This window comes from Erwinia wuhanensis (assembly GCF_030484085.1).
Lineage (GTDB): Bacteria > Pseudomonadota > Gammaproteobacteria > Enterobacterales > Enterobacteriaceae > Erwinia > Erwinia aeris.
Window position 1 is genome coordinate 503,272 of record NZ_JAUJUH010000002.1, and the last position, 12,972, is coordinate 516,243.

The following is a 12,972-nucleotide window of genomic DNA, read 5'->3' on the forward strand; positions in this document are numbered from 1 at the left end:
ATATCTCCTTAGCCGGAACGTCTGATTAGCCGGAACGTCTGATACCTGAGCTAAGTGGCGGAAAATACAGTGGAGTTCCGCTGTCACTGATTATTCATATTGATAAGCGATGCAAACGACGCAGCCTGGCGATCCTTGATAACCGTTTGATATATAGGTTAAAGGCGTAAAGCTGGCTAAATACACAGAAGTGGCCCGCATAACGTTGGATTTTTTTCTGATATAACGGGAAAGGCGGTTCAGGCATAAAAAAGGAGAGGCGTTGCGCCTCTCCTGTTACCGCTAGTGCTTCAGCGTTTCGCGCACTTTTTTCACGTCGGCGGCTTTCACCGCAGCGGCTTTATTGCTCCAGCCCTGACGGATAAAGGTAGCCAGCTGCGCGACCTCCTCGTCGTTCAGGCGGGCAACAAAGCCCGGCATCGCCAGCGTGGAAGGCGCTTTCGCCGTAGAAGGCTGCTGTGCGCCGGCCAGAATGGTATGGATAAGCCCTGTCGGATCGCCTGCGTTAACGATAGTGGCCTGATCCAGCTGCGGGAAGACGCCAGGCGCGCCCTTGCCCGTCACAAAATGGCAGGCGCCGCAGTTATCCAGATAGAGACGCTCGCCGGTGGTCAGGTTTTTGGCCGCCGTCAGCTTAGCCTCCGTCGCGCTGGCCGCTTTGTCGTCACCGGCAGGCAGTGAAGGATTGCCGCCCAGGAACTTCAGATAGGCCGTGATCGCTTTCAGATCTGCCTCGCTCATATAAGAGGTGCTGTGCTCCACCACCGAGGTCATCTCGCCGCCTACCGCTGCCTTATCGTTGCGGCCCGTCGCCAGGTAATCGATGGTTTCCTGCTCCGTCCAGCGCGGTAAGCCGCGCAGCGAAGGCACTTCCCAGTCGTTCAGGCTGCCGCCGGCAAGGAAATCCTTGTCGCCACTGTCGAGCGCTTTTTCGTTCATGCCCAGTCCGCGAGGCGTGTGGCAGCTGCCGCAGTGACCCAGGCTTTCGACGATATAGGCGCCGCGATTAACCTCGGCCGAAGCGCCGCCAATCGGCCGGAAAGGCTTATCGGAAGCAAAGGCCCAGTTCCAGAAGCGCATGCCCCAACGCTGGCTGAACGGAAAGCTCAGATCGGTTTCCGGCGGCTGTTCCGCGCTCGGCTTCACGCCCTGCATAAAATAGACGTAAAGCGCGTGCATATCCTCGTCGCTGATTTTAGCGTAATCAGGATAAGGCATAGCCGGATACAGCCGCTTGCCGTCAGGCAGCACGCCTTTACGTACCGCGTCGGAAAACTGCTGTTCGCTGTAATTACCGATGCCATGCTCTTTATCCGGCGTGATATTGGTCGAATAAATGGTGCCCAGGTTTGACTCGATCGCCAGGCCGCCGGAAAAAGCCGGTTTGCCGGGCAGCGAGTGGCAGGCGCTGCAGTCGCCCAGGCGTGAAAGATACTCGCCCTGTTTAATCAGTTCGCCGTTGTCTGCCGGAGCCGCCAGCGCTGAACCTGCACTGAGCAGCACGGCATTGGCGAGTAAAAAATGTTTAATCTTCATCGTCGCTTACGCCTGTACCATTGGACCGGGATTTTTCAGATAGATATCTTTGATTGCCTGCGCCGCCATCAGCGTCAGCGCGCCGATGGTATCGGTCGGGTTCGCCTGGAAGTTTTGCGGGAAAGCGTTGCCGCCCGGCACAAAGACGTTATGCACATCCCAGCTTTGCAGATACTTGTTCAGCGCCGAGGTTTTAGGGTTATCGCCCATTACTGCACCGCCCACGTTATGGGTCGAGACGTATTTGGTCAGGTCAAAATGCGCGTCCATCGGCAGGAAGCTTTCGCTGTAGCTGTCCGGGTTCAGCTCTTTGGTGATGTTGCTGACCACGTCTTTCAGATACTGCTGCAGCTTCAGCTCGTTCTGTTTCCAGTCGAAGGTCATACGCAGCAGCGGATAGCCGTATTCATCCTTGTAGTTCGGATCCAGATCGAGATAGATATCGCGATAGGACTGGCAGGTGGTGGTAATGCTGATTTTCATCGAATGGCCGTACCACTCTTCCAGCCCCTCTTTCCAGCCGGTTCCCCACGACGGCGTGCCTTTTGGCAGCGCGGTGCTGATTGGCGTGCCGGTAGCCTGCGAACTGTGAATTTTCGCGCCGCCGATAAAGCCCAGCGACGGGCCGTCAAAGTTGCCCGGCGAAATATCGTTAATCATCTGGCCGGTAGCGCCAGCCGTAGCGAACGGATTAAAGTTTTTGTCTTTGAAGAACAGCGTGGCGCCGCCGTTGCTCAGGAAAGCGTAGTTACGACCAATCACGCCCTCTTCGGTGATAGGGTTGTAAGGTTGACCGATGCCGGACAGCAGCATCAGGCGAACGTTACAGAACTGGAAGCTGCTCAATACCACGATTTTCGCGGGCTGAAAGCACTCGTTGCCCTGCGCATCGATATAAATCACGCCCTTAGCCGTTTTCTTATCGTCATGCAGCACCACTTTCATCACGTTGGCGTGCACTTCATAAGAGAAGTTATCCATACGCTTAAGCGCATCCATAACGGCGGTCTGCGGCGAGGCTTTGGAGTAGTTCAGGCACGGATATTTACTGCAGTAGCCGCAGTAGTTACAGGGCGCGATCTGGTTGCCGTAAGGGTTGGTCCAGGCACGGGAAACGCAGGCGGACGGGTTCGGGAACGGATGATAGCCGAGCTTTTTCGCCGCTTTCGCAAACATGCTGGTATTAAGCGTATCTTCCAGAGGCGGCAGCGGGTAAGGCTCTGAGCGCGGCCCTTCAAACGGGTCGCCGCCTTCCAGGATCTGCCCGCGCAGGTTGCCGGTATTGCCGGACTGGCCGCAGATATTTTCAAATTTGGTGTAATACGGCTCGATTTCATCCCAGGTGAACGGGAAATCCATGATGCGCATATCTTCCTGCAGGATACCTGGCTTGTAGGCCTGATCCGCATAGGTTTTCAGCTTCAGATCGGTTGGCGTTGGACGGATCAGCACCGCCGTCCAGTGCAGGCCGGAACCGCCCACGCCCGTACCTGGCGCAAAAGCGCCCCATTTACGCGTCGGCAGCGCCGTCTGGCTCATGTTGTAACGGACGGTCACCGCCGCTTCCGCCGGGGTCGCCATCACTTTATTACGCACGGCGTAGGCGTATTCATCGGCCGGTTTAGGATAGGCGAACTCTTCATATCCCCGATCGCCGCCGCGTTCCAGCGCGCGCACTTTTAATCCGGCCATCGCCAGCTCGATGCTCATCAGCGAGCCAGCCCAGCCCAGGCCGACGACTACAACGTCGACTTCTTCTTTATTGATTGTTGCCATTTTTAATCCTGCCAGTCTGTAATCAGAGAAAAACTCAGGCTCGCTCGCCTTTAATGCTTATCGGGCCCAGCGGATACGGCACGTTGTGCTGCTTCACCCATTCCATATAGCTGGCGCGCGCGCCGGGGAAGCCGATGGCAATCCAGGCTTTCATCCCTTTATTGCCGCCATACATCGGATCGGAGAGGTAGCCATGCTTGGTATTGGAGAGTAATTCGCTGAAGAATTGCGATCCCTGCAGGGCGCTTTCGCCCAGGTCGGCAAAGACGATCTGGTTTTTCTGCACCTGAGTCAGTACGGCTTCACGATCGGCTATTTCCAGCTCGTGGAACGCCTTCTGATGCTGCTGCTGGCACCAGCTGTTGACCAGCCGAATACCGGTTTGCAGGATTTGCTGCGGACGGAACGGGATTTGATACCCCATGGTGGCCGGCGCATGAGGGTTGAACGGCCCCTGCATATAGATTTCGCTGCCCATATCGCCATGCATTTGCTGATCGATAAAAATCGGCACGTTGGTTTCCAGCGCGCCTGGCGCCTTGCCTTTGCCACCGGCCGGGATCAGGCGATCGCAGGCGGCCATCACGAATTGCCATTCGTCGGCAGAAAAAAAGATGGGTTTATAATCGAGCAGCTCGGGTGCGGCCATTTCAGCAGCCTGCGCCGCCGTTAATCCTTTAAAGACCAGCTCGCCGAGCGGTAATGCTAACAGCGACCCCAGTAAAAACTTGCGCCGGGTAGTTTCTTTTTGTAGCAACATAACATTACGACTCTCACATGATAATAAAATGTAATTTGAGTTAATAGATTTTGTTATCGACCAGAAAAAAAGTAATGTTATGGATAAAATTATTTCTAAATGTAAAAATTAAACTCTAATTATTTTTAGTTAAGCTTTATAAATTTGTTATAAAACTGCAATAGAATTGATACCCGAGTGTTGTGTACAAAAAAAGCGCTTCGCCATTACTTTCCTGCCCGATTAAGGCACTATTTCCTTATAACCGCTTAAAAATAATTCAGATAAGTGATAATGCCCACACTGAACAGACGGAAAAAATTATTCAGTGGTGATGAGAATGAGAATGAATCGATACCACGTTATTGCTTCCGTTCTCCACAGTATTGCTATCGGGTGCGAACCGGGCGTTATAGCGCAGGCGAAATGCGTGCATTTCCTGCGCGTCCGGCTCCAGCTCGCGTAAAAATTTCAGCGCCAGCCGAACGTGTTCACTGGAAAGCTCGGTCGGCAGCCAGGCTTCGCGCAGTACGCCACGCCAGAAAGCGATATTTTCTTCCGATTCATCCACCAGGCAAAGCTGCCAGATTAGCAGCACGCTTGCCGCATTGCTTAAATGCGCCTCGTTATCGCGAGAAAGATAGGCAACAAACTCTTCTCCGGCCGGTCGCCCCATCAGGCTGAGCAATGATTCAACGTAGACCGGATCGATATTCAGCCGCTTCGTCAGCGCGCTGGTCGCGCGGCGGGATCGTGAATTCAGCACGCGAAAGCCAATAATAAAAACCACCACCAAAGTCAGAAGCATCAGCCAGATCATTTTTTTACCGGGAATTGCGGGCACAGGGGGCGTCAGAGTAACAGCAGCAATGTGGCGAGGCAACCGCGTAGAAAAGCTGCCCGCAGGCAGCTTAAGCGCTACTTTTGCCAGCTGGCGCGATGGTCGACGCAGGCCGCGACCGCCAGCCTTAACGCCGCTTCGGGCGTTTCCTCCGCCAGCGGCACGCTCAGCTCGTCTACTTTCGTCCAGACGGCCCAGGACAGCTGCCCGATTTGGTGCTGCAATGAGATATGCACCAGAACCAGCGCGGCGCGTCCGGTTTGATCGGCCAGAATAGCGTATTTGAGAAATTCGCCCTGTTCGTCATTAAGATAAAGAACTTTTATTTGTTCCAGCATTGTCATCCTGATCTCCTTATGGTCTGACAGCGGCTGAATAATAAATGACTTCCTCTTCTTTACCTACAGATAATGTTCTGGCGCATCGTCCGGCATTTACTGACATTAATATAAACTTTAAAGAAGCAGTATTTTTTTATTTCGCCTTATCAGCACGTCATTGTTATCAGGCGGCCTGTTAACCGCCGATAATAACAAATCAGTTACCGGCTTCTTCCAGCACTTTGTGGATCACGGCGGAAAGCTCGTTGATCTCAAATTTAGCCACGTAGCCGTTGGCGCCGACTTTACGCACGTGGTCTTCGTTAGCGCTGCCCGAAAGCGAAGAGTGGATCACTACCGGGATATTTTTCAGGCCCAGATCGCTCTTGATATTGCGCGTTAAGGTAAAACCGTCCATTTCCGGCATTTCAAGGTCGGTTAATACCATCGCGATTTTGTCGTGAATGGAAACGCCTTCCGTCATCGCCTGCTGCGCCATCAGCTTGATTTTTTCCCAGGCTTCGAGGCCCGTGGTGTGCATAACGGCAGGGATGCCCATCACTTTCAGACCCTGCTCCAGCATCTGGCGCGCGACCTTAGAGTCTTCCGCTACGATAGCGACCGATCCGGGCCTGATATTAAACTCTTTCACCTTAACGTCTTCTGCTTTTACGTCCCGCACGGAAGGAATAACGTCATGCAGGATCTGCTCTACGTCCAGCACCATCGCCATGCTGTTGGTTTTGTCATCCAGGCAGGCAATGCTGGTGATATTGCGGCTGCTGATACCGGATTCCGCCGTATGGATCTGGCTCCAGTTGAGGCGTACGATATCGTCCACGGATTCCACGGCGAAAGCCTGCGTGCTGCGGGCATATTCGGTAACCAGCAGCAGGTTTAAGCCTGTTTCCGGCGTGCAGCCTGCAACGGCCGGCAGATCGATAACCGGGATAAACTGGCCGCGAATGTTCGCCATGCCCAGCAGAGGTGATTTCATACCCGCCGCTTTGGTAATAGTCGGCATAGGGACGATCTCGCGCAGCTTAAACACGTTAATACCGAAAAGTTCTGATTTCGCATCGTTCTGATCTGAGCCTAAACGGAATAACAGAAGCTCAAACTTGTTGGATAAGGCGAGATTCGCTCTCTCATCAATCTCTTTCTGGAAATTATCCATTACTACCTCTGGGTTGCCTGACTGTTTGTACGCTGGTAAGCGGCGCACAACGGCACGCGGCTTATCACTCTGTGAGTGTTATCGGCACCGGTGAAGAAAAGTACAGGGCAACAAAGAAAGGGTGAACCGAATTAATTACTAAGCGTTAAAGCCAGACAGCCGCAGCGCAGGGAATCAACGCCGGGCCTTACCGACTCACGGGTTGACTGACTGAACGACTGACAATAACTGCTGACAATGACTGAATGAATGACGGCCGGCTGGCCGAGTGATTCTGTGTCGTGACGATTATGTATAAGGTACTGGCTTGATAACGTCTTTAACTAACGGTTAGTCCGACAGCAGTCCGGGCCGTTTTTTAGCGCATTGTATTTTCTGAAGGCGGCTGGCGGCTTATGGTATTTTTTAGCAAAAATACGGGTAAAGGTCTGCTGAGATTCATAGCCGTATTTTTGTGAGATAGTCATCACCGTTTCGGTGGTTTTGATTAAGTCCCCTGCCGCCAGCGCCAGTTTGGTGTCGCGAATGTAGTTGCCCAGATTTTTGCCCATCACGCGCTGAAACATTCTCTGCAAATGCCATTTTGAATAGCCTGCTTTTTCCGCCACGTCGTCGATTTTTAACGGCCGATGAATGTTGGCGTCTATCCAGGCCGCCAGCTCATAAATGATGATCTGCTCTCGCTGCATTGTCTTTTCTCTTCTGCCGCTATCGTCTTTAGTATGTTGTAATTAAATAGAGCTATATGCCGGTTTTAGCTTGTTCAGGGCTTATATAGCCATAGCGTGAGGAAGCATAGCAGCTAAAATTCGGGACATTTATAGGCCATATGGAGTTAAAGCTATGAATGCTGCTCATTAATCGGCAGATTGCTGATGATGGCTATGTTTCCCCTGCCGCCGATAAACAATTTGCCTCAGCCATTTTCTTTCCCGCCTGCCACTTAGCACACGCCCTGCTTACCCAATATTTCTGAGTACGGTTCATTTTGACAGGGTAAAAAATGCCGCTACAGCGTTAAGTGCTTTTGCCGCTGGCCGATGCCGCTTTGCTTATCGTCAAAACAGCGTTATAAATATTGCTACCTTGAGCGGCCTGATAAATAGCTGCCAGCATACTCATCTCAGGAGCTTCCGTGCCTTATTTAATACTCGGTTTCCCTTTCTGGCTGTTGGGCTGGTATTAGTTTATTCAGGCCGGAGGAAAAAAGAGAAAAATTACTTTTTTCCCGCTTTTGTGATGCCGATCGCCGCTTTTGTCAATATCGTTATCGGGCTGGGTATGGGCTAAAGGACTGCTTGTGCAAAGAAAAGGAGAATTCGATGCAAATTATCTATCCCAGCGAGTTATTTCAACCAAAACGTCCTGATGAAGCCTTTGCGCAAGAGTATTATTGCGCGCGTGAAAAAGGTCTGCATTGCCTGCTCCTGTCGTCAGATGCGGCGGCTATGGGCGATTATCGTTTTTCCTCGCCTTTTCTGTCCGACCACGTGATTTGGCGCGGCTGGATGATGTCGGCACTGGAATATCGGCAGCTGCATCATGCCGTAACCGTGCGTGGGGCCGCGATGATGACGTCGCCAGAAGACTATCTTCGCTGCCATCATTTGCCGGGCTGGTATAATCTTTGCCGCGATTTCACGCCGGAAACGAGAGTTGTTCATCCCGATGTAGATTTTGATGCCCTGCTGGCTGAGCTACAGTGGCCCGTCTGTTTTGTCAAAGACTACGTAAAATCTTTAACCACGTCCCGAGGATCGGTTGCGCATAACGCCAATGAGATCCGCGAGATTGTTCAGCTGCTGAAAAAATTTCGTGGCGAAATCGAAGGCGGTATTTGCCTGCGTCGTTTTGAATCTTTTAAACCTCACAGTGAAAAGCGCTATTTTGTGCTGAACAAACAGGTTTACGCCGCCGACGGCGATGTATCGACAAGCGTAAGAGAGATAGCCAGCCGGATAGACAGCTCGTTTTTTACGATAGATATGATTGAGAATACGCTCGGATAACCACGGCTGGTGGAAATTGGCGACGGGCAGGTTTCAGATCTTAAGGGGTGGCCGGTCACGCGGTTTGTAGAGATGCTGGCGAAGCAGATGGAATAAATTTAATAATATAAGGATATAGAATTATGGCCTGGATCTACAATGTAATAACTAAAAAATTCTCCCGCAATGGCGACTATAAATTTAGCGCTGAGTATGCGGGATCGCCGGGTTACAAAGACAACCCTGATGATGAGTGCGTTAAGAATAAAGGGCTGCTGCCGCGCGGCAATTATCATATAACTGGCCCGATTGCAGTTCACCCTACGGCAGGAAGATATGTTATCAGGCTTACGCCACACAGCGGGAACAGCATGTGCGGGCGTGAGGGGTTTTTGATTCATGGTGGTAATGGCAGAGGAACCGCATCCAATGGCTGTATTATTTTGATGCGGGGATACAGGGAAAAGATAATAGAAAGCGGCGATAAGGAGCTGATTGTACAATGAAAAAATTCACAACCGCTCTTCTTATATTGCTGCTCAGCGCTTGCGCATTAAATAGCTCAGAGGATAAGCTTTACAGAAAGGTGTTAATGGCCATTAATGAGCAGAAAACCGAAAAATTCTCTGATACGGATTACGAGAACATATTAGAGTACTTATCTAAAGGACAGGATCGCTGGATAAATCTTTACCCTGCGCTCGACAAAGAACCCTTTTTAAGCATCACTTATTTTCAGGAAGGATTACATATTTCGATGGCTGAAGCATTGATAAACAATACCATAGGAACATTACAATATCTCAACAAAGACAATATCGAGCATATTTGCGGAATTCCCTTTATTGAACCAACAGTTGAAGAAATAGATGTATATTACATTAAAGCACGAGCGGCGCTGAAAGCAGCTTCTGCTAAAAGCGGTTGGAAGGAACTTTGTATTTTACAACTTGAAAATTCATACTCTGGAGTAACCCAAGGAAACAACAACTTATAGAAATTAATCTTATTCAGGCTTTCAAAGGATTATTAATTTAATGCAATCGGAAATATTCTTAATATCTTTTGCACGTATGTCATTTTAGGAGCTGTGCGCTGGCGTGGCCTGTATTTTATATCCTTAAGCCGATATCCAGAAACGATCTGGTGACAGGTACTCACGCAGAGGCAGGCTGCCCGGAACTGCAGAGGCAATCAGACATAGCTGCTGGGTGTTTGTGCACGCTGAAGCGGTCAAGCATAATGACGAAACGACGGCTACAGGAAAATGTGGGGTGGCTCGAATACGGCCTGGCGGGCAGCGTTAATCAGGAAGGCATTAAGGATTTCCGCTTTCAAGATTTGCGACACCCTTAGGCGAGCTGGCTGATACCGTCCGGCGTTCCGCTTTCTGCTTTCTGCTTTACATGAAATGGGTGGCTGGGAGTCGATAGAAATGGTGCGCCGGTATGCGCATCTCGCACCGAACCATTTGACCGAGCATGCGCGTAAAATTGACTCACTTTTGGGGAGTGACGACACAAATACGACACAAGGCGGAAATCAGATGGGATTGAAATTAGCGTAAGCTATTGAAAGATAATGGTACGCCCTACAGGATTCGAACCTGTGACCTACGGCTTAGAAGGCCGGTGCTCTATCCAACTGAGCTAAGGGCGCATGGGGAACAGGGTCGGATTATACGGCGCGAAGCCGTCGAGTCAACGATTTTGCTTACTAAGCCAATCTGTTGCTGCACTATTGAACAGCCCGCTCCGAATCTGTGCCTGACAGCGGCGCGCGCTTCTGCCAGAATAGGCGCCATCTCCCGTTTCAACTCAACACAGATGGATCCTCTCTCTGATGGCAGCAAAGATTATTGACGGTAAAACGATTGCGCAGCAGGTGCGCCTTGAGGTTGCAGAAAAAGTGCAGCAGCGTCTGGCCGCGGGTAAACGCGCGCCTGGCCTGGCGGTGGTACTGGTAGGTGAGAACCCGGCTTCACAAATCTACGTGGGCAGCAAACGCCGTGCCTGTGAAGAAGTGGGCTTTATCTCCCGCTCTTACGATTTGCCGGCCTCCACCAGCGAAGCGGAGCTGCTGGCGCTGATCGATAAGCTGAACGACGATAGCGAAATTGACGGCATTCTGGTGCAGCTGCCGCTCCCGGCAGGCATTGATAACGTTAAGGTGCTGGAGCGCATCTCGCCGTCAAAAGACGTCGATGGATTCCATCCTTATAACGTTGGTCGCCTGTGCCAGCGCGCGCCTAAGCTGCGTCCCTGTACGCCGCGCGGCATTGTCACGCTGCTAGAGCGTTATAACATTGACACCTTTGGCCTGAACGCCGTGGTGGTTGGCGCGTCCAATATCGTTGGTCGTCCAATGAGCATGGAGCTGCTGCTGGCAGGCTGCACCACTACCGTTACCCATCGCTTTACCAAAAACCTTCGTCACCATATCGAACATGCCGATCTGTTGGTGGTGGCCGTGGGTAAACCAAACTTTATTCCTGGCGACTGGATCAAGCCTGGCGCGATCGTGATTGACGTGGGCATTAATCGTCTGGAAAGCGGCAAAGTGGTTGGTGACGTAGATTTTGCTGCAGCTTCCGAGCGGGCAGCTTATATTACGCCGGTTCCAGGCGGTGTTGGCCCGATGACCGTGGCAACGCTGATTCAGAATACCCTGCAAGCCTGCGAAGAATTTCATGATGGAGCAGTACAATAATGGCAACTTTTTCTCTGGGTAAACATGCCCACGTCGATTTATGCGATCTGCTGAAGCTGGAAGGTTGGGTGGAAAGCGGCGGTGCGGCAAAAGACGCAATCGCGGACGGCCAGGTTACGGTAGATGGCAAAACAGAAACCCGTAAACGCTGTAAAATCGTTGCGGGCCAGACCGTCAGCTTTAACGGCAACAGCATCACCGTCGCTGAGTAAAGTCAGCTGCAGGCTGCATTTTAAAAGCTGAGCGGTCGGTGAAGAAAGTAAAAACCATTCAGGAGCCAATTGGCTCCTGAACTTTTTTAGCTTATTTACGACGCCAGCTGGTTCCCTGCGGGCCGTCTTCCAGCACGATCCCCATTTCGACCAGCTTGTCACGCGCCAGGTCAGCCTGCGCCCAGTTTTTCTCTTTACGTGCATCCAGGCGCATTTTGATCAGCGCTTCGATCTCGGCGACCTCATCGTCGTTACTTTGCGCACCGCTCTGCAAAAAGACTTCAGGATCCTGTTCCAGCAGGCCCAGCACGCCAGCCAGCTGACGCAGTTTTGCCGCCAGCCCGTTTGCGGCCGCCCTGTCTTCGGTTTTCAGGCGGTTAACGTCGCGCGCCATATCAAAGAGCACGGAATAGGCTTCCGGCGTGTTGAAATCGTCGTCCATCGCCTCGCGGAAACGGGCTTCAAAAGCCTCGCCGCCCACGGCTTCAGCCTGCGGATCGGTGTTGCGCAGCGCGGTATAAAGCCTCTCCAGCGCCGCGCGCGCCTGCTTCAGGTTATCTTCGCCGTAATTCAGCTGGCTGCGATAGTGGCCCGACATCAGGAAGTAGCGCACGGTCTCGGCATCGAAATAGCCCAGCACGTCGCGCACGGTAAAGAAGTTGTTCAGCGACTTGGACATCTTTTCACGGTCAACCATCACCATGCCGGAATGCATCCAGTAGTTGACGTAGGGGCCGTCATGCGCGCAGGTAGACTGGGCGATTTCGTTTTCATGATGCGGGAACATCAGGTCGGAACCGCCGCCGTGAATATCGAAGTGCTCGCCAAGCTGCTTGCAGTTCATGGCGGAACATTCAATATGCCAGCCCGGACGCCCCTCGCCCCACGGCGAAGGCCAGCCCGGCTCATTGGCCTTGGACATTTTCCACAGCACAAAGTCCATAGGATTACGTTTAACGTCGGCGGCCACCTCAACGCGCGCGCCGGCCTGGAGCTGTTCCAGATCCTGACGCGACAGCAGGCCGTAATCGGCGTCGCTGGCAACAGAGAACATCACGTCGCCGTTGCTGGCGACGTAAGCATGGTCGCGCTCAATAAGCTTGCTGACCAGTTCAATGATGTCGGTGATATGGTGCGTAGCGCGAGGTTCCAGATCCGGCGGCAGAATATTCAGCGCGGCGAAGTCAGCGTGCATTTCCGCGATCATCCGATCGGTCAGCACGTCGATAGTTTCGCCGTTTTCGTTGGCGCGCTTGATGATTTTGTCATCAATATCGGTGATGTTACGCACGTACTTCAGCGAGTAGCCTAAATAGCGCAGATAGCGGGCGACCACGTCAAAGGCAATAAAGGTGCGCCCGTGACCAATATGACACAGGTCATAGACGGTGATGCCGCACACGTACATGCCGATTTGACCGGCATGAATAGGCTTAAATTCCTCTTTTTGACGACTCAGGGTGTTGAAAATCTTTAGCATTGAGACATTCCGTTTTTAACGTGTGCGATCGTGATAGTAACAGGCATATTCTGCCGTATTGTTAACGCAAGCGCCACGCAAAGCAAGGTTCGGCACGCTTCCGTTTATGCGGCGGTGCTGACTCGTCATCACATTTTGTGATATAAGAGCCCTCTATTTTATCGCCTGTCAGCCTGATTATTCCGCTGACGGCA

At 52.0% G+C, this 12,972-nt stretch carries 14 protein-coding genes, 1 tRNA gene and 1 pseudogene; 7 read left to right on the forward strand and 9 right to left on the reverse strand.

The genetic code is table 11. From position 1 onward, the window contains the following. Positions 1 to 282: 282 nt before the first annotated feature. The 7 genes from QZH36_RS06845 to QZH36_RS06875 all read right to left on the reverse strand — a co-directional run bounded on the left by QZH36_RS06845 (position 283) and on the right by QZH36_RS06875 (position 7,078). On the reverse strand, positions 283 to 1,536 hold the full coding sequence (locus QZH36_RS06845) for a c-type cytochrome (protein ID WP_301729862.1): 1,254 nt from the start codon (positions 1,534 to 1,536) through the stop codon (positions 283 to 285). 6 nt (positions 1,537 to 1,542) lie between these two features. After that, entirely contained in the window at positions 1,543 to 3,312 is a 1,770-nt protein-coding gene (locus QZH36_RS06850) for a GMC family oxidoreductase (RefSeq protein WP_301729863.1), read from the reverse strand. Positions 3,313 to 3,346: 34 nt separating this feature from the next. Next, complete coding sequence (locus QZH36_RS06855; RefSeq protein WP_253454978.1) at positions 3,347 to 4,072, reverse strand: gluconate 2-dehydrogenase subunit 3 family protein; 726 nt, start codon at positions 4,070 to 4,072, stop codon at positions 3,347 to 3,349. A gap of 304 nt (positions 4,073 to 4,376) precedes the next feature. Further along, positions 4,377 to 4,871 (reverse strand): DUF1198 family protein, encoded by a 495-nt coding sequence (locus tag QZH36_RS06860; protein WP_301729864.1) that lies wholly within the window; start codon positions 4,869 to 4,871, stop codon positions 4,377 to 4,379. Between the two features lie 98 nt (positions 4,872 to 4,969). Further along, the gene (locus tag QZH36_RS06865; protein WP_253454980.1) at positions 4,970 to 5,236 is read right to left on the reverse strand and encodes a hypothetical protein; all 267 of its coding nucleotides are present in this window, start codon (positions 5,234 to 5,236) and stop codon (positions 4,970 to 4,972) included. A 193-nt stretch (positions 5,237 to 5,429) separates the two neighbouring features. After that, on the reverse strand, positions 5,430 to 6,389 hold the full coding sequence (locus QZH36_RS06870; protein ID WP_301252398.1) for a chemotaxis protein: 960 nt from the start codon (positions 6,387 to 6,389) through the stop codon (positions 5,430 to 5,432). A gap of 323 nt (positions 6,390 to 6,712) precedes the next feature. Beyond that, on the reverse strand, positions 6,713 to 7,078 hold the full coding sequence (locus tag QZH36_RS06875) for a helix-turn-helix domain-containing protein (protein WP_253454982.1): 366 nt from the start codon (positions 7,076 to 7,078) through the stop codon (positions 6,713 to 6,715). A 158-nt stretch (positions 7,079 to 7,236) separates the two neighbouring features. On the opposite strand from QZH36_RS06875, the gene QZH36_RS06880 reads away from it, so the two are divergent. The 5 genes and pseudogenes from QZH36_RS06880 to QZH36_RS06900 form a co-directional block, all read left to right on the forward strand. Then, entirely contained in the window at positions 7,237 to 7,365 is a 129-nt protein-coding gene (locus QZH36_RS06880) for a hypothetical protein (protein ID WP_301729865.1), read from the forward strand. A 346-nt stretch (positions 7,366 to 7,711) separates the two neighbouring features. Then, positions 7,712 to 8,398: an ATP-grasp domain-containing protein gene (locus QZH36_RS06885; RefSeq protein WP_301729866.1), complete on the forward strand. Its 687-nt coding sequence runs from the start codon at positions 7,712 to 7,714 to the stop codon at positions 8,396 to 8,398. Positions 8,399 to 8,520: 122 nt separating this feature from the next. Next, positions 8,521 to 8,883 (forward strand): tlde1 domain-containing protein, encoded by a 363-nt coding sequence (locus tag QZH36_RS06890; RefSeq protein ID WP_301729867.1) that lies wholly within the window; start codon positions 8,521 to 8,523, stop codon positions 8,881 to 8,883. Then, a complete protein-coding gene (locus QZH36_RS06895; protein ID WP_301729868.1) occupies positions 8,880 to 9,374 on the forward strand; it encodes a hypothetical protein in 495 nt (164 codons plus the stop codon). Before QZH36_RS06890 ends, QZH36_RS06895 begins: the two co-directional genes overlap by 4 nt. A 199-nt stretch (positions 9,375 to 9,573) precedes the next feature. Next, positions 9,574 to 9,944, forward strand: a pseudogene (locus QZH36_RS06900) (tyrosine-type recombinase/integrase); the annotation flags it as partial. A 15-nt stretch (positions 9,945 to 9,959) separates the two neighbouring features. On the opposite strand, the gene QZH36_RS06905 reads toward QZH36_RS06900, so the two are convergent. Further along, a tRNA-Arg gene (locus tag QZH36_RS06905) sits at positions 9,960 to 10,036 on the reverse strand. Between the two features lie 183 nt (positions 10,037 to 10,219). On the opposite strand from QZH36_RS06905, the gene folD reads away from it, so the two are divergent. Further along, positions 10,220 to 11,086, forward strand: coding sequence for a bifunctional methylenetetrahydrofolate dehydrogenase/methenyltetrahydrofolate cyclohydrolase FolD (gene folD / locus QZH36_RS06910; RefSeq protein ID WP_301252380.1), 867 nt, complete (start codon positions 10,220 to 10,222; stop codon positions 11,084 to 11,086). Then, complete coding sequence (ybcJ, locus tag QZH36_RS06915; RefSeq protein ID WP_301252378.1) at positions 11,086 to 11,298, forward strand: ribosome-associated protein YbcJ; 213 nt, start codon at positions 11,086 to 11,088, stop codon at positions 11,296 to 11,298. Before folD ends, ybcJ begins: the two co-directional genes overlap by 1 nt. Positions 11,299 to 11,389: 91 nt before the next feature. Here the strand turns inward: ybcJ and cysS are convergent, their stop codons facing one another. After that, positions 11,390 to 12,778 carry a cysteine--tRNA ligase gene (gene cysS / locus QZH36_RS06920; protein ID WP_301729870.1) on the reverse strand — a complete coding sequence of 463 codons (1,389 nt, stop codon included), beginning with the start codon at positions 12,776 to 12,778 and terminating at the stop codon, positions 11,390 to 11,392. Between the last annotated feature and the right edge of the window lie 194 nt (positions 12,779 to 12,972).